The organism is Mucilaginibacter sp. (assembly GCF_028288225.1).
Lineage (GTDB): Bacteria > Bacteroidota > Bacteroidia > Sphingobacteriales > Sphingobacteriaceae > Mucilaginibacter.
Genome location: NZ_JAQBOC010000096.1, coordinates 24,392 through 41,896 on the forward strand (window position 1 = coordinate 24,392; position 17,505 = coordinate 41,896).

Below are 17,505 nucleotides of genomic sequence, written 5' to 3' on the forward strand. Positions count from 1 at the left end.
ACGGGGAAGAGAACATAAATAACGTTTTTTAATTCCATTGCCTATAACTAATTTGCAATCATTATGACTTTTCATTCTATCAGGACTACTTATAGTGGCTATGACCCCGCCTTCCCAAGCAAGATGAAACGCCCCAATCAAAAAGATCTGAATTTGATAATAGATAGATATGATTGTAAATTTCCTCCTTCTTTTATTCAATTTCAGCTTGAAGAATGTCAATCAACCCCGATGGGTGATTATGCATTCGATGGTTTTGGATGGGCTAATTCCACATTAGATCCTTATATGAACCTGCAAGAGATAGTAAAAGGGTTCAGAGAGCTAAATTATCCTAAATGGTTAACGCCATTTAAAACTGATAACGGCGATTATTGGTGCTTTGACAATCGATCCACAATAAATAATGAATTTCCCGTAGTTATATTCGATCATAATTCAAATAACATTGAAAAAGAGTCAATTTATAATTGGGAAAATTTTCTAGATTGGTTAGCAGGTTCATTCAAAGATGAATAAGAAATTAATATTTCTTATTCATCTTTGAAAATGCCAGTTATCGGGCATATTTCTCTTCTATATATAACCGAAATGAGCTAATGCAGTAAAATGTCTAATTAATCAATAATTTATAGCCGCGCCCATGCACATTAATGATCTCTACCGACGGATCGTCTTTCAGGTACTTTCTTATCTTGCTTAAAAAAACATCCATACTGCGGCCATTAAAGTAATTGTCATCATGCCAGATGTTCAGCAATGCTTCTTCGCGGGTAAGCACTTCATTTTTACGAATGCAAAGCAGGCGCAGGAGCTCGGCCTCTTTAGTTGACAGCTTTTGCTGGGCATCGCCAATTGTTATTATCTGCGAGGTATAATCAAAAGTATAGCGGCCCAGCTTAAAGGTGGTTTGCTTTTCTTCTTCGTGCTTTTCAGAGTTGCTGGTTCGTTTAAGCAGTGCGTTTATGCGGAGTAATAATTCTTCGATACGGAAAGGTTTGGTAATGTAATCATCACCGCCTAAGTTAAATGCCTGGGTTTTATCCTCGATCATGCCCTTTGCCGTTGCAAAAATTATAGGCACATGAGCATTGATCTTCCTGATGTCCTTACCCAGGGTAAAGCCATCCTTTTTGGGCATCATCACATCCAGTATCAGCAGGTCGAAAGTGTGTTTGGTAAATGTCCGCAAACCTTCCTCCCCGTCTTTACACAAAACAACATCAAACTTCCCCTTCAGCTGCAGGTAATCCTGTAACAGTAAGCCTAAATTCGGATCGTCCTCAACTAATAGTATTTTTTTCATGATGTTTTTGTAGTCCGGAATTCGGAAAAGCCCGAATTCCGAAGCATAATATTTTAAGGTTATCAGTAGTATACTTTATTTGAGCGTTTATCTTTTTCAAACTCCGGGATTAAGACTTTAACTTCGCTCTTCACGATTCATTTTTAATTCCGAAATCGAAATTCCGACTTCCGAAATTCTTCCCCCTTACGCTACCTGGAATTTCAATTCAAACTCCGATCCTTTTTCCTTTTCAGATTTTACGCTTATAATGCCGTTAAGCCGTTTTACAACGGTGTTTACATAGCTTAAGCCAAGGCCAAAGCCTTTAACATCGTGCAGGTTTCCGGTTGGGATGCGATAAAATTGTTCAAATATTTTTGTTTGCTGATCGCGGCTCATGCCCACGCCTTTATCGGCCACCTTAATAACCACCTGCCCGTTTTTGTTAAGGGTGCTGATAGTTATATCCGGATTATCAGTACTGTATTTAATGGCATTATCAATCAGGTTATAGATCACGTTTGAAAAATGGAGCTCATCGGCGCTGATGATCGCATTTTCGGCATCAAGCTGTAAGGCAATAACCGCGCTGGTTTTCTGAAGCTTAAGCTCCATACTGTCAACCACAACGGCAATCATTTCATTAACATCAAGCGGCTTTTTTTCCAGCTTAAAATCGTTCTTCTCAATGCGGGCAATATTCAGCACCCTCTCAATATGGCTGCCTAAACGTTCGTTCTCTTCATAAATAATATTAGCGAGGCGGGCAACGCGGCTCCTGTCCTGCGCAATTTCATTGTCTTTTAAAGCCTCGCTGGCGATCATTATGGTTGAAACCGGGGTTTTAAACTCATGTGTCATGTTATTAATGAAATCAGTTTTCATTTCTGACACTTTCTTTTGTTTAAGGATAGAGAATATGGTGTAACCGAAACACACTATCAGCACCAGCAATAATCCACCGGTGGTAGCCATTGAGGCTGTCATCTTGTTTAGCAGCAGGATATTTCTTTGCGGAAATGCAAGCTTGATAATGCCCGGATCGTTGATCACATCCTTACTGAATATTGGGGTTTGATAAATGTTTATATCCGTAAACGTTGGTTTAACGCCGGATACATCATTTGCTTTTGAAAACAGGAGGGAGTCTTTATTGGCTAAAGTAACCTCATAGCTAAAAGGTAAGTTAATGCCTTTATTACGCAGCTCAAACCTTAACAGGGTATCAATCCAGTAAGGATCGAGGCGCAGTTTTAAAGGCTCGCCGTATTTTCCGTATTCTTCTGCCAGGTTAGCAATCACAGTTGATTTACCATTGCTTTGGGGTGTATTTTGCAAAGAATCATTCTCTAACAACTTCCTTACTTCGTTCAGCTGTCTTTCCTTAAATTTTCTATCCTGTACACGTGCCCACTCGGCATTAATGTGCGGTACTGAAATTACCTGCTTCCCAAATTGAGGGTCGCTGTATATATAGCGTACGGTATCGTATTTATGCAATTTTCGCTTTTCTGAAACAGATGCCGGCGGAACCTTTACCAGCTCGGGGGTTATCCGCTGGTGGGTAATTCCAAGCTCATCCGTATATTCTTCAAAGCGAAACTGGAGATCAAATTTGCCACCCTGGGTAAGCCTGGTAAATTCATCGTCTATTTTTTTATTCAGGATAAGCCGGCGCAGGCTATCGCGTAAAATGGCCAGTTTTTTTTGACGATAGGTAAGCTTCTTTCTTGAAAGGGTTTTTGTTAAATTATTATTAATGCTGCCGTTATCATCAATGGTCTTTGTTTTCCACGCCGAAAGTGCCTTAGCGCGAAGCTTGGTTTTTGCATTCAAAAAGTTTAATGCATCGTGCCGGGTAACCTTTGCTACCACATTGTTGAGGGCCTCGTTAACCGAGCGGTCAAAAAGCTCAGATTGCAATTGATAGGATTGCCTTAAAAAGTATAATTGCATAGTTATTACGCCTAAAAGCGCAAAACTCATCAACCCGATAATAAGTGCAATACTTCTTTTTTTCATCGCAAAAACAAAAATATTTTAAATAAGCCTATAAATTTTGCTTTTAACAAAATTTAACAATTAATAACCTGCATTTAACACCTTGAAATATAGTTGTTTGTTTAAATTTGACATGCAATTAAACCTAACTACTGTAACTTTGACGTGAGCTGGCAATAATTAAAAGCTCATTAAAGTTAATTAACTTAAAACAAACATACCCCATCATGAAAAAGCTTTTAGTAAAACCCGGCTTCGAATTTATTTTTTCTTTTAGTTTGGTTATGATACTTGGTCTGCCGCCGGTATTGCTTGCGCAAATTAAAACGCAAAAAGATATGGAGATCAGGATAGAAAATGGCGATACTACCATAAACGGTAAAAACATAAAAGAACTTTCGGCAGCCGACAGGCAGGATGCGCTAACAGACATTAACAATTTGCCCAAAGCTCCATTTAAAGAATTCAAACAAAATAGTAATGATCATCGTGTTTTTACTTTTAAACGAAGAGATACCCTTGGCGGCGATGAGTTGAAGCCCGGCAAGATGAGGAAAATGAACCGGGAAATGGCGTTCAATTATCGCATGAATGATGAAGGGTCCGATCGGATGGAAATAAGAGAGAGAAGATTTGAGCGGCCAATGGGTAGGTTCGACAGGAAGAACAGCCAGAACTTTGAGTATGTAAATACGAATAATGACGGCGTTAGCACCCACGTTAGCTTCCGCGTATCAGAAGCCTCAGATGATGATTTGAAAAGGATGCCCTATGTGGAAGGTCCAAAATTTGAAATTAAAGACCTTAACCTGGTGCCGCAATTTTCGAGCGGTAAAATTTTACTGATGTTTAACCTGCTTTCAAAGGCCCCCGCCGAAGTTAAGCTGAGCGACAGCGAAGGAAAAACGCTTTGGAGCGAAAAAACCATAAACGGCAACTTTAATAAAAGCTTTGCTTTGGGCCTGAATGGTGTTTATTACCTGCAAATAAAACAAGGTAAAAATATTGCTGTGAAAAGGATAATGAAAGAGGAATAAGGGAAAAAGTTGGCAGTAGGCAGTTTTCAGTGGGCAGTTACCTGTTGGATAATGTAGTTGCCGACAGAAACTCTATTTATAAAAAAGCCATTTCAATTGCGGAATGGCTTTTTTGCAACCCCGGCGTTTCCATAGCGTCAATCATGCAAATTTGATTAGTGGACGCTTTTCTATGTAAATTGTCAATTGAGTCTATGTATATAGTAAGTTTACCTTATGTAAATTGTAAGTTTGTTTGTAGATTTATTATACTATTAAAACCGGTCTCAGCACATCAAAAACAGTGTAGGTTAGTATTATAGTGTTCTGCAAAGCCAACATTCTCCACATACAAAAAGCCCGGCATAACCAGGCTTTTTGTATAAATAACTATCAACTGCCTCCCGGCAACTGCAACCTTTCTTAGAAAGGCAAATCGTCTTCATCAGGCGTTGAGCTGATATCAGCTGGCGGCGCATATTCTGGTGTTGAAGCGCTGCCCGCACCTGCCAATACATTTATTTTCCAAAGCTGCATGGAGTTGAAATAGCTTTTTTTACCTGTTTTATCTGTCCACGGACGGCCTTTTAAATTGAAGAAAACTTCAACATCATCACCAACCTTTGTATTATCCAATAAATTGCAGCGGTCCTGTATCGCTTCGAATTTTAAATATTCAGGATATTGCGGATTCTCGATATATTCAAGTATCAATTCTCTTTTTTTAAGTGAGTCAGTAACCTGTACCGTTGGGCTCACTTCATGTACCTTACCCTTAATTTCCATAGTTTCAAAATTAAAAATGTAAAGTTAATAGATAAGAAATAAAATCGGGCGTATTTAATTCATAAATTCGCACAATATCATGCAAGTTTTCCACACTGAAAATAAAATTATCATAACCTGCAATAAAAGGCTGTCGGCTTACCTGCAGCAGGAGGTTGAAGACCTGGGTTTTAAGCCTGTCCGCGTTTTTCAAACCGGCATTGAACTTTGGGGTACAGTTACCGACTGTATAACGTTAAATTTAAATTTACGCTGCGCCAGCCAGGTGCTGTATTTAATTAAAAGCTTTAATGCCGATGACCCCAAACAGCTTTATGATGAGCTGGTTGAGATAGAATGGGAAAAGCTTATTGATTTTAGCGGCTACTTCTCGGTAACATCAAATGTAAATAACGAGCATATACTAACCCCGCTTTTTGCCAATGTGAAGGTTAAGGATGCCATTGCCGACAGGATAAAATCTGTTAAAGGATTAAGGCCAAACTCGGGCGCCGAATCAAATAAAACGGTGGTGCACCTGTACTGGCAGGATAATGAGGCCGATATATTTTTAGATACATCGGGCGAAACGCTGGCCAAACACAGCTATCGTAAAATTCCGGGCAAGGCGCCAATGCTCGAAGCTTTAGCAACATCAACCATTATGGCCACCCATTGGGACAGGAAGAGCACCTTCATAAACCCCATGTGCGGATCGGGCACACTGGCTATTGAAGCGGCCCTGCTGGCTACTGATAAATGCCCTGGCCTGTTCAGGATGAATTATGGCTTTATGCACATAATGGGCTATGACGAAACCGTGTTTTTTACCGAGCGCAGAAAGCTGAAGGATAAAGCAAAAAAGGATACAGGCTTTAAAATTATCGCCACAGATATATCAGAAGATGCGGTTGACATTGCACAAAAAAACGCAAAAACAGCCGGCGTAGAACATTTAATTGATTTTAGTGTTTGTGATTTTGCAGACACGCCAATACCGGAAGAGCCGGGCGTTATAATGTTTAATCCGGAATATGGCGAGCGCCTTGGCGTGCACACCAAACTGGAGGCAACATATAAGCGCATGGGCGATTTTATGAAGAAAGATTGTTTGGGTTATCGAGGTTATGTTTTTACCGGCAACCCGGATCTTGCAAAGGTGATTGGCCTGCGTGCATCCCGCAAAATTGAGTTTTACAATGGTAAGCTGGATTGCCGCTTACTGGAGTATGAGCTTTATTCAGGCACCAAAAGGGAACCCAGGGAAGTGTAATTTAAATATCGAATACTGAATGTTGAAATATCGAATAATGAAGTTTCAACGTTCATTACTATTTACAGATGAAAAAGATCACATTATCAATAATAGCATTATTAATATCTGTTGGTTGTTTTGCGCAGGAGGGGCTTGCCTTTCCGTTCCAGGGGGGCAAAGACGCAATGACCCGGTTTTTTAAGGATAGTTTGGTTGTTTCGCAGGATATAATTCAGAAAAAAACTGCAGGCATGGTTATGTTTAAATTTACTGCCGACGAAAAAGGCAATATAAAAAAGACGATCATCTATTATGCCGATGATGCCATTTTAGCGGTCCCGGTAATTGAGGCTATCAAAAAATCGAACCATAAATGGATCATACCCAACCATGAAAAAGTTCATGATTATATAGTCCCGTTCTATATCCGTTATAATTTGCCCGAAGACCCGGATGCCGGTCTGCAAAAGGCTGCTTATGATAATTATCGCAATAAGAAGCCTATTCTTCCAAACAACCAGATCCCGCTGGATATGGCTACCCTGCTGCCGGCCATCACCATAAGCTATGACGTTGCACCATAAACAGGTTTGAATTTGCCAAATATCGCCCGGGGTGCTTGTCTGCTGTTTTCTTCGTGACAGAACTAAAATGGGAATCCTTTATTTTAATAATATTAAGGCTGTATCAAAAGGCTTAACAAGTTTAAATTTCTATCTTTTGATGCTGATAGGGTATTTCCACTTTTCTAAATCCTTTATCCAGTATTTTTTTCCTGAAATGCTGCTGTACCTCATATTCGCCGTGCACCAGGAAAACTTCTTTTACTTTTTCCGGATCCTGGCAACTGATGAAATGCAGCAGGTCTTCATAATCCCCATGTGCGCTCATTGATTTTATGGATTGCACTTCGGCCTTTACATCATACTTATCGCCAAAAATAAACACCTCGCGGTCGCCGCGTAAAAGATGCCCGCCCAATGAGCTGGGTTCGCTATAGCCTACCATCAAAATGGTGCATTTTGGGTTGCCGATATTATTTTTTATATGATGTTTCACCCTCCCCGCTTCGGCCATGCCCGATGAAGAAATAATTACAGATGGCGTGGGGTTATCATTTAATGCTTTTGATTCTTCGGTTGATTGTATAAAAGTTAATCCCTTAAAACCAAATGGGTTTGGGTCAACCTTTAAAACATCGGTAACTTCTTTATTGTACACTTCCGGGTGGTTCATCAATACATGGGTAGCTTTTTCAGAGAGCGGGCTATCAACGTAATAATGCAGATCGGGCAATATACCTTTTAGTTCAAGGGCATTTAATGCATATAATACTTCCTGCGTACGGCCAACGCTAAAAGCAGGGATTATCAGTTTGCCTTTCTTTATTTCGCAGGTATGTTTAATAATTTCCAACAAAGCATCCTGGATGGCGCCAACATCCTTATGCAAGGAATCACCATAGGTTGATTCCAATATTATATAATCTGCCTGTGGAAAAGGCTGCGGGCTTTTCAACAGCATATCACCGTAACGGCCCACATCGCCGCTAAAAGTTATGTGTGTATATTTTCCATCTTCCAAGGCTGATAAATTTATGGCCGCGCTGCCAATCAAATGCCCGGCATCAGTAAATTTTAGTTTAACCACGGGGGTAATTTCATATTCCTCGTTATAGTCAACAATTTTAAATAGCCGTAACGATTCCATGGCCTGTTCCTCGGTGTATAGCGGTTCAAGCAGCGGTTGCCCATTCCTCTTTCTGTGCTTATTGCTATACTCGATATCCTGTTCCTGTATTTTTGCCGAATCCATTAAAAGGATCTTTGCAAGGTCCATTGTTGGCGCGGTGCAAAATATTTGCCCGTTAAACCCTTCGGCCACAAAGCGCGGAATTAAGCCACAATGATCAATATGCGCATGCGATAATACCAGGTAATCAACCTTTTTAGGGTTAAAGCCAAAATGCTCATTTAATTCTTCTGTATGTTCTCCCATTCCCTGGAACATGCCGCAGTCGAGCAAAATGGAAGTTCCGTCATTTAACCTTATTAAATGTTTACTGCCGGTTACGTTACGGGTGGCGCCGTGAAAAGTTATATTCATTTATATATTAATGTATGTTTAGGTATAACCGGAAATAAAAAGTAAAATAAATTTGAATAACTAATATTTTAGTTATAATTTTAACTATCATTTAAATTATGAAGGTAATAATATTAACGGCATTATTGTTTTAAGTATACCTGTAAATGCCTGGTGGCGTGCTGCTACATTTAGCCACATTGCTAAAATAATTTAACTGTTGATGCATTGAATACGCAATATTTGAACGCTATTGACGCTGAATAATAGAGGCGTATTTAAAGTGTGAAACCAGACCGGATTCAGATGGAAACCGGGATGAACGTTGCTGACTAAATTTGTTAACCTCCTAAACCAATTTGTAAATAATTATAAATTAAAAGTAATTGCTGATACAAAGTTTGCCCAATACGGGCCGGCTATTTACCAGGACTAAACACCAAGTGTATGGAAATTAAAGAATTAACACGTGCCGAAGAGCAAATTATGCAGGTACTGTGGCAGTTGCAAAAGGGATTTGTAAAAGAGGTAATAGATGTGCTTCCTGAACCTAAACCGGCTTATAATACGGTATCAACCATTATAAGGATCCTGGAGGCCAAGGGCTTTGTGGGGCACACGGCATTTGGTAAAAGCCACGAATATTACCCGGTAATAAGCAAAGAACAGTATCAAAACTTTGCTACTGATAAGTTAATGAACGGATATTTTGATAATTCGGTAAAACGCATGTTTTCATACTTTGTGAAAAAAGAAAAGATAGACTTGAAAGAGGCCGATGAGATAATGAAACTGATTGAAAAACTTAAAGAAAAATAATTATGACCGGGTGGCATTATTTATTGCTGGTAAATATTTACCTGCTGTTATTTTATGGGTTTTATGTTTTGCTGTTACGCAAAGAAACCTTTTTTCAGCTTAACAGGGTTTACCTGGTGGCAGCATCATTGCTATCATTTTTTATCCCGATGATCCAATCGAACTGGGTGCAAAATTTATTTATCACTAAAGAGGTACAGCTAACAATATACAGCAGTCCTTTAGTCGTTTATCAGTTCCAGCCTATCCGGCATACACAGGTAACCATCGGGCAACTTTTAGTAGTTATCTATTTAGCGGGAATGCTGTTTTTAGTTGCGCGATTTATTTGGCAGATGGTCGTTTTGAATAAAATAATAAATCAGCCCGATTCAACTATAGCCTATTCATTCTTCAAAAAAATAAAGCTTGCGCCACACCAGGCGGATAACCACATAATATCGGCGCATGAGCATGTGCATGCAAATCAATGGCACTCTGCCGATGTTTTGCTTATTGAAGCAGTAATGATCATCAACTGGTTTAACCCGGTGGTTTACCTTTATCGCTTTGCCATAAAACACATACATGAATACATTGCGGACAGGCAGGCGCTAAAGTCAGGTACTAATAAAAGCGATTATGCTTTATTGTTGTTAAGCCAAACCTTTAATGCTCCTGTGCATCAGCTGGTAAATCCGTTTTATAACCACAGCCTGCTAAAACAACGGATTATGATGTTGCAAAAAAACAAATCAAACCGCATTGCGCTTGTCAAATATGGACTTTCGGCGCCCTTGTTTATTTTGATGCTGGTACTTTCATCAGCAACCATCAGCAATAGTAAAACGGTTAACCTTGTTAATAAAAAAGCCGAGCAGGTTTTTTTAACCCCCGCCTCGGTTATTCAGCCGGATATTATAATGGATAGCACCACAATGGTACATGATACAGTTATCGAAGAAGGAAAAAAGGAGGCAGAAGCCCTAAGAGCTGAGGCACTGGCAATAACAACGGATACTGTGCCTGCAAAATCAAGCCCCGTATTCACCTCGGTTGAGCAAGTGCCACAATTTCCGGGAGGGATGGAAGCCTTTAGCAATTACCTTGGAAAAACCATAAAATACCCTGCAGCCTCACGCGAAAAGAGCATCCAGGGAAAAGTGATCATTAGTTTTATAGTGGAGCAGGACGGGGCGTTATCTGATGCTCACGTAACCCGCGGTATTGCTGACGACTTAAATAAGGAAGCGTTACGTGCGATAAAAGCTTCTCCCAAATGGGAACCCGGGATCCAAAATGGAAAAACTGTAAGAGTGGCATATTCTGTACCCATTTCATTTGCTCTATCTGGATCAACACCCGCCGGCCCCGTTGGTGATAAAACAAGTAAGCCAAACGATGATAAAAGTTCGCAAAAGGTGTCGCTTGCAACAATCAACTCAATTGTCTCCAAATCTGATACCGATAAAAATAAAAAGGCTTCTGAATTTAATATCAATTCCATTTCCGGAAAGCCTCTATGCATGCTTGATGGCAAAGAAGTGGATAATTTAACTACTATAAACCCCAATGAGATAGAGAGCATTTCTGTACTTAAAGACGCCACCGCTACCGCCATTTATGGGGTTAAGGGAGAGCACGGCGTAATAGTAATTACTACAAAAAAAGATTTTAAAAAATTAAAGCTATCCCCGGTAAAAGAGCCTGAAACAAAACAGTGATAAGGTCATATACCAATTCCAATCACGATTGCTAGCGTAAAAGATCTGGTCACCATTTTTTATTTATATAGATAAATATTTACATTTATATAATATATAAAAATCCTGTCACAATGAATTGGAAACTCATTTTTCAATTATCAATTTTTGGATTGATAATGGCTTTTGGTACCGTATCCCTTATCCCTCAAAATGTTGAACCTGCATTTTGGCTGGTTATATTTATTTTTTGTGCATGGGTTATTGCTAAGGCATGCACTAGCAAATACTTTTTACATGGGTTTTTTACGGGACTGGTAAATTGTTTTTGGATCACAGCCGTTCATGTAGCTTTTTTTCAAAGATATATTGCCGGTCATAAACAAATGGACAGTATGATCACAGATATGCCTGCATCATTTTCAACCCATCCGCGTGTGGCTATGGCCATTGCAGGCTTGGGCTTTGGCATACTATCTGCCATTATATTGGGACTGTTTTCATTAGTAGCCTCAAAAATTGCTCAAAAAAAATAACCTTTTCAAGGATAGTGTAAAAAAATGCGTCATACCCCAATAATTATAAAGAAAGAGGTTTTAGATAAACTCAAAATTTATACCTTTGGGCGCAAATACCCGGGTTGGGGGTATTTTAAATAAAATAATTAAAAAGTAGTAAATTAATTAAAATATGAAGCCCTTTATTTCAACAGCAGTATACGGAGTTTTAAATTATCTGGTAGCCCTTACACTTATTGCTTCCCCATGGCTCTTCGGGTTTGTTAATGTTTCGAGTGCCGCATTATTTTTACCGATGTACGTTGGATGGCTTCAATTAATAATGGCTATATTTACTAACAACGAAACCGGTTTTATCAAGCAGTTCCCTTTAACCATTCATCATGTGCTTGATGTATTAATGGGCTTTTTAATATTGGTATCGCCATGGTTATATACTTTTGCAGCAAAAGTATTTTGGCCGCAATTAATATTGGGCGGTCTTTTATTCTGCATGGGCCTGTTTACAAAAAAATCGCCTTTTACTACAAGTAACCCCCACAATCATTCAGCAGGTTTTTTAACCTCTGCTGATACTGATTCAAACTAGTGTTAAGTCAGCAGTCTTAAGTCGCAAGTCTTAAGTCACATTTTGCCTTTTTCTGACTTAGAACTAAAGACTTTTGACTCAGGACTAAATGTCAATTTATAGGTGACACAACGCTAATACAAAAAGCTTTTAAGCCACAATATTAAATGGCGTATAAACATCAATTTATACGCCATTGTTTTTATAAATAATCGGCCAGGGATTTCTTTAATATTTCTATCAGCTCTGTATCCCCGTAAGGGTAAAGATCTTCAATATCAAGCACCACCAGTTGCTTTCCGGCAACAATGTGGCGCTGTTTAAGCCGGTCCTTATGTTTGCGTTCCATTACAAATATTATATCGGCCCAGTCAATTAGTTTCTGATTTACTTTTATTCGCGCCTTGTCGCTTGTTCCGGCAGAGCGGGCATTATGAATGTTATGATTTTTAAACAGCATTTCGGCGGTAGGACTGCGCCATTGATTTTTACTGCAGATGAAAAGAAGATTAGGCAAAATGAACCCGGTTTTTATAAATTTCTACTTGCTATTTCCCCTGCTCTTGATTCCGACACTTAACTTCCGGATCTTTTTTAATTATCCATTCCCTTTTCGGGAACCCAAACCTGGCTCTTTATCAGCCATTTATCGTTTATCTGTCGTAATACAAAGCTAAAGGCGCCCCTGGCCGAAAAATGTGCGCGGCCGGGTAAATCTCCGGTGTAATTTACTGGCACAACAACATAAACATTATCGGCATTTTGCTGGTAAACTTTTACAGGTTCAATTGTACCTTTAAATTTGGTGATGTGAAAGTCTTTTACCGCCTTTTCAACAGCATTTATCCATTGAATTCCAGCGGTTGGCCCATTCCACGAGTATGGAGGCTCGTCATCGGCAACTACAGCATTTGGCGTGTATAAATTGGCCACGGCTTGTACGTTAAAATCATTGGCAGCATAAATAGCTATCCTCACAATTTCCATCACATCGGCATTGGGTATGGTATCAGCTACTATTACAGCTCGCCTGACAGTATTAAGGCGGTATGGCTTTTTAGCGTATGTAAACCTGCTTAATGCAAATATGCTAAAGAGAGAAAGAAGCAGAATTTTTTTAACCATATGTTTTATTGATAGCGCTCCGCTTTTCTGATCTTTGTTAAAGAACAGCAGAATGTTAATACCTTGTTATAAAAAAATGTTTTAGATCCGGTATTTATTTCCCGAATATAAAAAAAGGATTTGATGTCTAAAAACATAAACGCTATCAAGCGTAAGATACAATATTAAAGAAAATAAAAATTACTTATCAATGGCAGATTTGTGCGAGGTTTATAACTTTGCACTATGGAAACCATCACCTGGCATGATTTTGAAAAAGTAGAGCTGCATGCCGGGACAATTTTAGAAGTGGCTGATTTTCCTGGAGCCCGCAAGCCGGCCTATAAAATTAAAGCAGACTTTGGCCCTTTCGGCATAAAATGGTCGAGCGCGCAGATCACCAAACACTACACAAAAGAACAGTTGCCGGGCCGGCAAATTCTGGGAGTTATAAATTTCCCCAAAAAACAAATCGCGAACTTTATGTCGGAGTTTTTGGTTACCGGCTTTGCCGATGAAAACGGTGATATTGTTTTAGCGGCAGTTGAAAAGACCGTGCCAAACGGCAGTAAACTAGTATAATGAGGTATATTAATTTTGGTGATGAGCCAACCATATCGCCCGATGATTTTTTTATGAACGAGGCACTAAAGGAGGCCAAAGCAGCACTTGCCGCTGATGAGATCCCTATTGGTGCCATAGTGGTTTGGAACGGGCGCATTATAGGCCGCGGGCATAACCTTACCGAGCGGTTAAGTGACGTATCGGCCCACGCCGAAATGCAGGCGCTGACCGCAGCCGCCAACTCAATGGGCGGTAAATATTTAAAAGATTGCACATTGTACGTAACCATGGAACCTTGCGTTATGTGCGCAGGCGCATGTTACTGGTTTCAGCTTAGCCGCATTGTTTTTGGCGCTTATGATGCTAAACTGGGCTTTGGCCGCTTAAATCAAAAAATAACACACCCTAAAACGCTGATAACGGGCGGCATCCGCGAAAACGAATGTGCAGCATTGGTGAAGGATTTTTTTAAGACGAAGAGGGGGAAGGTTTAGTCCATAGTCGATGGTCCATAGACTATGGTGATTGGACGGCGGTTTTATTCATTACTTTACTGCTATGGACTATAAAGAAACAAATGACATTTATAAGAACAAAAATCACATTCAACGCTTTATATTTGTTTGGTACTATCATTAAACTTTAAACTAATCATTATGGCTTTTACACTACCGGCGTTACCTTACGCTACCGATGCCCTTGAACCGCACATTGATAAACTAACTATGGAAATTCACCATGGCAAGCATCACCAGGCTTATGTTACAAACTTAAACAAAGCACTGGAGGGGAAACCTGAAGCTGACGGCAATATTGATGATATCATTAAAAATATTTCGAAATTTGCCCCGGCAGTACGCAATAATGGCGGCGGCCACTATAACCACAGCTTATTCTGGACGTTGCTTTCGCCAAGCGGCGGCGGCGAGCCAACGGGTGCTTTGGCGACTGCAATTAACAGCACTTTCGGTTCATTTGCTGATTTTAAAACAAAAGTACAGGAAGCTGGTGCAACCCGTTTCGGCTCGGGCTGGGCATGGCTTATTGTTACGGCTGATAAAAAGCTAGCGATAACATCAACGCCAAACCAGGATAACCCTTTAATGGATATTGCCGAAGTAAAAGGCACGCCTGTTTTAGGTATTGATGTTTGGGAGCATGCTTATTACCTGAAATATCAAAACCGCCGCCCCGATTACTTAGCGGCTATCTGGAATGTGATCAACTGGAACCACGTTGCCGAGTTGTACGCAAAAGCAGTATAATCCCCCTAACCCCCTAAAGGGGGAACTTGAATAATATTGCGGCAGTTTCTTTTAGATGCTGCCGCTTTTTTTTACACTTGTCATTGCGATCCGCTGGCTAGCGGAGGGCAATCGCAAACTTTACAGAGCAGATAGAACGGAGTAGAACGAAAAAGCGGAAGTGCGTTATTCGCGATTGCCACGCTGCGCTCGCAATGACATAAGTTAGTAAATTACTATGAAAGCAATAGTCCTCGAAGCGGCAGATAAACCGCTTATATTTAAAGAAGTTGATAAGCCAGCTCTTGCTCCCGGCGAGGTGCTCGTAAAAATAAAAGCCGCAGCATTAAATCGCCGCGACTACTGGATAACCGTTGGCAAATATGCCGGCATTAAATATCCTATAATCCCCGGTTCTGATGGCGCAGGCATAGTTGCAGAAGTGGGCAGCGAGAGCGATAAACATTTGATCGGTAAGGAAGTAATTATCAATCCAGGCTATGGCTGGGGAGATGATCAAAACTTTCAATCAGACGATTTTAAGATTTTAGGCCTGCCTGCCGATGGCACTTTTGCCGAATATGTTAAGGTACAGGCGCAGCATTTGCATGCCAAACCAGCGCATTTAAGCTGGGAGCAGGCCGCCGCAGTTCCGCTGGCGGGCTTAACAGTTTACAGGGCATTGTTTACAAAGGGCAGAGCCAAAAAAGGCGATAAAGTATTAATAACGGGCGTGGGCGGTGGCACCGGGGCCTTTGCATTGCAGTTTGCCCTTGCCGCGGGTTGCCAGGTATTTGTAACATCAAGCTCGGGCGAAAAAATTGATCGCGCCAAACAACTCGGCGCATCGGCTGGGGTAAATTACAAAGCACAGGATTGGGCTGAACAGCTGCATCATCTTGCGGGCGGCTTTGATATAATTATAGACAGCGCACTGGGCGATGGCTTTGCCAAACTGCCCGATCTTTGCAATCCTGGCGGGCGCATTGTGATTTTTGGCGGCACAGCCGGCAACATCCCGCCGTTAAATGGCCGCAAGATCTTTTGGCGGCAGCTTCAGATAATAGGCACCATGATGGGCAGTCCGCAAGATTTTAAAGCTATGGTTGATTTTTTAAATGAACATCTGTTAGTGCCTGTTGTTGATGATGTATATTCATTAGCTAATGCCGCAGAAGCAATAAGCAAAATGGAAAGCTCATCGCAGTTTGGTAAAATTGTTTTAAAGGCTTAACCCATATGCTTCAGTTAAAAGTCGAAGCCATAAAGTGGGAGCTGCCGGATACGGCTACTTTCTTTTTGAAAGAGATCTCCGGCAAAAGGATCAGCTATAAAGCCGGACAGTTTATTACGCTGGTATTTACCCATCATGATGAAGAGATCAGGCGGTCATACTCCTTAAGCTCATCGCCTGATGAGGGACTGCTTTCTATTACTGTAAAGCGGATAGCCAATGGCGAGATCTCCCGTTTTATGCTCACCAAAGTAAAACCGGGCGATATTTTAAATGCTGTTGAGCCAGCCGGCAGGTTTATCATAACCCATTTTGAAGACGAAAAGGATATTTTGCTGTTTGGAGCAGGCAGCGGGATTGTTCCCATATTTTCGCAGTTAAAATATGTATTGGGCCGCAAGGGTAATAGCAGACTGATACTTATTTATAGCAACCTGAACGAGCGTTCAATTTTATTTAAGGATGAGTTGAATGCGTTAGCACAAAAGCATCCCGGCAGGTTTAAGATCATCCATCAATTAAGCAGTGAAGCCAACAGGCTAAACAACCTGGTGGTTGAAAGATTAGTACGTAACGAAGTAAAGTATGACCTGGCCAAAGCTGAAATTTATACCTGCGGCCCATTTACCTATATGCGCATGATAAGGCTTACCCTGCTTTACATGAGGCTTGAGCCAGGTCAGATCCGTAAGGAAAATTTTGTACTCGAAACCATCCCGGTAACAGCAACTGAAAAAAGCTATCCTCCCCGTAACATCCGCATTCACTTTAAAAATGAAATGCACGACCTTGTGGTCGGCGAAAATCAATCCATTTTACAAGCCGCCTTGCAAAATAACGTCCAGCTGCCCTACAGCTGCCGCGTCGGCGACTGCTCAACATGCGCAGCCATGTGCAAAAGCGGAAAGATAGAGATGGTAAAAAATGATGTATTAACAGATGCTGATCTTGCCGCAGGTTGGGTTCTTACCTGTACGGGGCATGCTTTGACGGACGATGTGGTGATTGAGTATTGATTAGGGTAATGCCAATAATCATATTAGAATCTATTAAATATCCCTTTCCCACTCGTTTCTGCTTTGGGTTAAAGAATCCTGAAAATTATTATACTCTTCGTCAGAAAGATTAAGCGAACCAGCAAATCTTGCAGACAATTTTTCCTTTGGCGCTGTGCTTTTTTTAAGCACTTTAACAATATGCAAGGCTTCAAGATCTTCTATGAGCTTGTAGGCTTTAGCGTTATTAATCTGAAGCAAAATAGTTTCCATCTTTACCAAATTAGCTTGATATAACAAATATACGAAACTTATTCAACCTTATTAATAGCCTGCAAGGTTTCGTTACCGCTTCATCAAGGTCAAT

General features: G+C 40.5%; 20 protein-coding genes. 13 read left to right on the forward strand and 7 right to left on the reverse strand.

Features of this window, described 5'->3' with window-relative positions:
• Nucleotides 1-63: 63 nt before the first annotated feature.
• Nucleotides 64-519: an SMI1/KNR4 family protein gene (locus JWQ54_RS28875; protein WP_299591564.1), complete on the forward strand. Its 456-nt coding sequence runs from the start codon at nucleotides 64-66 to the stop codon at nucleotides 517-519.
• A gap of 94 nt (nucleotides 520-613) precedes the next feature.
• On the opposite strand, the gene JWQ54_RS28880 is transcribed toward JWQ54_RS28875, so the two are convergent.
• Nucleotides 614-1,306: a response regulator transcription factor gene (locus JWQ54_RS28880; RefSeq protein ID WP_299591566.1), complete on the reverse strand. Its 693-nt coding sequence runs from the start codon at nucleotides 1,304-1,306 to the stop codon at nucleotides 614-616.
• A gap of 186 nt (nucleotides 1,307-1,492) precedes the next feature.
• Complete coding sequence (locus JWQ54_RS28885) at nucleotides 1,493-3,310, reverse strand: sensor histidine kinase KdpD (RefSeq protein ID WP_299591568.1); 1,818 nt, start codon at nucleotides 3,308-3,310, stop codon at nucleotides 1,493-1,495.
• A gap of 206 nt (nucleotides 3,311-3,516) precedes the next feature.
• On the opposite strand from JWQ54_RS28885, the gene JWQ54_RS28890 reads away from it, so the two are divergent.
• Nucleotides 3,517-4,326 carry a T9SS type A sorting domain-containing protein gene (locus JWQ54_RS28890; RefSeq protein ID WP_299591570.1) on the forward strand — a complete coding sequence of 270 codons (810 nt, stop codon included), beginning with the start codon at nucleotides 3,517-3,519 and terminating at the stop codon, nucleotides 4,324-4,326.
• A 402-nt stretch (nucleotides 4,327-4,728) separates the two neighbouring features.
• Here JWQ54_RS28890 and JWQ54_RS28895 read toward each other — a convergent pair whose 3' ends face one another.
• A complete protein-coding gene (locus JWQ54_RS28895; protein WP_299591572.1) occupies nucleotides 4,729-5,091 on the reverse strand; it encodes a DUF3127 domain-containing protein in 363 nt (120 codons plus the stop codon).
• 79 nt (nucleotides 5,092-5,170) lie between these two features.
• On the opposite strand from JWQ54_RS28895, the gene JWQ54_RS28900 reads away from it, so the two are divergent.
• Nucleotides 5,171-6,343 carry a class I SAM-dependent RNA methyltransferase gene (locus tag JWQ54_RS28900; protein ID WP_299591574.1) on the forward strand — a complete coding sequence of 391 codons (1,173 nt, stop codon included), beginning with the start codon at nucleotides 5,171-5,173 and terminating at the stop codon, nucleotides 6,341-6,343.
• Between the two features lie 68 nt (nucleotides 6,344-6,411).
• A complete protein-coding gene (locus tag JWQ54_RS28905; RefSeq protein ID WP_299591576.1) occupies nucleotides 6,412-6,909 on the forward strand; it encodes a hypothetical protein in 498 nt (165 codons plus the stop codon).
• A 121-nt stretch (nucleotides 6,910-7,030) separates the two neighbouring features.
• On the opposite strand, the gene JWQ54_RS28910 is transcribed toward JWQ54_RS28905, so the two are convergent.
• Complete coding sequence (locus JWQ54_RS28910; RefSeq protein ID WP_299591578.1) at nucleotides 7,031-8,431, reverse strand: MBL fold metallo-hydrolase; 1,401 nt, start codon at nucleotides 8,429-8,431, stop codon at nucleotides 7,031-7,033.
• 426 nt (nucleotides 8,432-8,857) lie between these two features.
• Between JWQ54_RS28910 and JWQ54_RS28915 the strand changes: the two genes are divergently transcribed.
• The 4 genes from JWQ54_RS28915 (at nucleotide 8,858) to JWQ54_RS28930 (ending at nucleotide 12,018) form a co-directional block, all read left to right on the forward strand.
• A complete protein-coding gene (locus tag JWQ54_RS28915) occupies nucleotides 8,858-9,229 on the forward strand; it encodes a BlaI/MecI/CopY family transcriptional regulator (RefSeq protein ID WP_299591580.1) in 372 nt (123 codons plus the stop codon).
• A gap of 2 nt (nucleotides 9,230-9,231) precedes the next feature.
• The gene (locus JWQ54_RS28920) at nucleotides 9,232-10,932 is read left to right on the forward strand and encodes a TonB family protein (protein WP_299591582.1); all 1,701 of its coding nucleotides are present in this window, start codon (nucleotides 9,232-9,234) and stop codon (nucleotides 10,930-10,932) included.
• 113 nt (nucleotides 10,933-11,045) lie between these two features.
• A complete protein-coding gene (locus JWQ54_RS28925) occupies nucleotides 11,046-11,447 on the forward strand; it encodes a hypothetical protein (RefSeq protein ID WP_299591584.1) in 402 nt (133 codons plus the stop codon).
• Nucleotides 11,448-11,601: 154 nt separating this feature from the next.
• The gene (locus JWQ54_RS28930; RefSeq protein WP_299591586.1) at nucleotides 11,602-12,018 is read left to right on the forward strand and encodes a hypothetical protein; all 417 of its coding nucleotides are present in this window, start codon (nucleotides 11,602-11,604) and stop codon (nucleotides 12,016-12,018) included.
• Between the two features lie 181 nt (nucleotides 12,019-12,199).
• Here JWQ54_RS28930 and JWQ54_RS28935 read toward each other — a convergent pair whose 3' ends face one another.
• Entirely contained in the window at nucleotides 12,200-12,514 is a 315-nt protein-coding gene (locus tag JWQ54_RS28935) for a protein tyrosine phosphatase (RefSeq protein ID WP_299591588.1), read from the reverse strand.
• A 77-nt stretch (nucleotides 12,515-12,591) separates the two neighbouring features.
• A complete protein-coding gene (locus tag JWQ54_RS28940) occupies nucleotides 12,592-13,122 on the reverse strand; it encodes a DUF4440 domain-containing protein (protein WP_299591590.1) in 531 nt (176 codons plus the stop codon).
• A 225-nt stretch (nucleotides 13,123-13,347) separates the two neighbouring features.
• On the opposite strand from JWQ54_RS28940, the gene JWQ54_RS28945 reads away from it, so the two are divergent.
• From JWQ54_RS28945 to JWQ54_RS28965, 5 genes are all read left to right on the forward strand, one after another.
• Complete coding sequence (locus JWQ54_RS28945; RefSeq protein ID WP_299591592.1) at nucleotides 13,348-13,683, forward strand: tRNA-binding protein; 336 nt, start codon at nucleotides 13,348-13,350, stop codon at nucleotides 13,681-13,683.
• Nucleotides 13,683-14,159 (forward strand): nucleoside deaminase, encoded by a 477-nt coding sequence (locus JWQ54_RS28950; RefSeq protein WP_299591594.1) that lies wholly within the window; start codon nucleotides 13,683-13,685, stop codon nucleotides 14,157-14,159. The genes JWQ54_RS28945 and JWQ54_RS28950 overlap by 1 nt, the downstream gene beginning before the upstream one ends.
• Nucleotides 14,160-14,321: 162 nt before the next feature.
• On the forward strand, nucleotides 14,322-14,930 hold the full coding sequence (locus JWQ54_RS28955; RefSeq protein WP_299591595.1) for a superoxide dismutase: 609 nt from the start codon (nucleotides 14,322-14,324) through the stop codon (nucleotides 14,928-14,930).
• Nucleotides 14,931-15,147: 217 nt separating this feature from the next.
• The gene (locus tag JWQ54_RS28960; protein WP_299591597.1) at nucleotides 15,148-16,143 is read left to right on the forward strand and encodes a zinc-binding dehydrogenase; all 996 of its coding nucleotides are present in this window, start codon (nucleotides 15,148-15,150) and stop codon (nucleotides 16,141-16,143) included.
• Between the two features lie 5 nt (nucleotides 16,144-16,148).
• Nucleotides 16,149-17,159 carry a ferredoxin--NADP reductase gene (locus JWQ54_RS28965; RefSeq protein WP_299591599.1) on the forward strand — a complete coding sequence of 337 codons (1,011 nt, stop codon included), beginning with the start codon at nucleotides 16,149-16,151 and terminating at the stop codon, nucleotides 17,157-17,159.
• 33 nt (nucleotides 17,160-17,192) lie between these two features.
• Here JWQ54_RS28965 and JWQ54_RS28970 read toward each other — a convergent pair whose 3' ends face one another.
• A complete protein-coding gene (locus JWQ54_RS28970) occupies nucleotides 17,193-17,411 on the reverse strand; it encodes a hypothetical protein (protein ID WP_299591602.1) in 219 nt (72 codons plus the stop codon).
• Nucleotides 17,412-17,505 lie beyond the last annotated feature (94 nt).

What these genes read in the sequence shown, in the direction of transcription:
- JWQ54_RS28970 (WP_299591602.1), bottom strand. Translation starts at nt 17,411, where the DNA reads ATGGAAACTATTTTGCTTCAGATTAATAACGCTAAAGCCTACAAGCTC.
- JWQ54_RS28955 (WP_299591595.1), top strand. Translation starts at nt 14,322, where the DNA reads ATGGCTTTTACACTACCGGCGTTACCTTACGCTACCGATGCCCTTGAA.
- JWQ54_RS28960 (WP_299591597.1), top strand. Translation starts at nt 15,148, where the DNA reads ATGAAAGCAATAGTCCTCGAAGCGGCAGATAAACCGCTTATATTTAAA.
- JWQ54_RS28920 (WP_299591582.1), top strand. Translation starts at nt 9,232, where the DNA reads ATGACCGGGTGGCATTATTTATTGCTGGTAAATATTTACCTGCTGTTA.
- JWQ54_RS28965 (WP_299591599.1), top strand. Translation starts at nt 16,149, where the DNA reads ATGCTTCAGTTAAAAGTCGAAGCCATAAAGTGGGAGCTGCCGGATACG.
- JWQ54_RS28930 (WP_299591586.1), top strand. Translation starts at nt 11,602, where the DNA reads ATGAAGCCCTTTATTTCAACAGCAGTATACGGAGTTTTAAATTATCTG.
- JWQ54_RS28875 (WP_299591564.1), top strand. Translation starts at nt 64, where the DNA reads ATGACTTTTCATTCTATCAGGACTACTTATAGTGGCTATGACCCCGCC.
- JWQ54_RS28900 (WP_299591574.1), top strand. Translation starts at nt 5,171, where the DNA reads ATGCAAGTTTTCCACACTGAAAATAAAATTATCATAACCTGCAATAAA.
- JWQ54_RS28915 (WP_299591580.1), top strand. Translation starts at nt 8,858, where the DNA reads ATGGAAATTAAAGAATTAACACGTGCCGAAGAGCAAATTATGCAGGTA.
- JWQ54_RS28940 (WP_299591590.1), bottom strand. Translation starts at nt 13,122, where the DNA reads ATGGTTAAAAAAATTCTGCTTCTTTCTCTCTTTAGCATATTTGCATTA.
- JWQ54_RS28950 (WP_299591594.1), top strand. Translation starts at nt 13,683, where the DNA reads ATGAGGTATATTAATTTTGGTGATGAGCCAACCATATCGCCCGATGAT.
- JWQ54_RS28880 (WP_299591566.1), bottom strand. Translation starts at nt 1,306, where the DNA reads ATGAAAAAAATACTATTAGTTGAGGACGATCCGAATTTAGGCTTACTG.
- JWQ54_RS28890 (WP_299591570.1), top strand. Translation starts at nt 3,517, where the DNA reads ATGAAAAAGCTTTTAGTAAAACCCGGCTTCGAATTTATTTTTTCTTTT.
- JWQ54_RS28925 (WP_299591584.1), top strand. Translation starts at nt 11,046, where the DNA reads ATGAATTGGAAACTCATTTTTCAATTATCAATTTTTGGATTGATAATG.
- JWQ54_RS28895 (WP_299591572.1), bottom strand. Translation starts at nt 5,091, where the DNA reads ATGGAAATTAAGGGTAAGGTACATGAAGTGAGCCCAACGGTACAGGTT.
- JWQ54_RS28945 (WP_299591592.1), top strand. Translation starts at nt 13,348, where the DNA reads ATGGAAACCATCACCTGGCATGATTTTGAAAAAGTAGAGCTGCATGCC.
- JWQ54_RS28885 (WP_299591568.1), bottom strand. Translation starts at nt 3,310, where the DNA reads ATGAAAAAAAGAAGTATTGCACTTATTATCGGGTTGATGAGTTTTGCG.
- JWQ54_RS28905 (WP_299591576.1), top strand. Translation starts at nt 6,412, where the DNA reads ATGAAAAAGATCACATTATCAATAATAGCATTATTAATATCTGTTGGT.
- JWQ54_RS28910 (WP_299591578.1), bottom strand. Translation starts at nt 8,431, where the DNA reads ATGAATATAACTTTTCACGGCGCCACCCGTAACGTAACCGGCAGTAAA.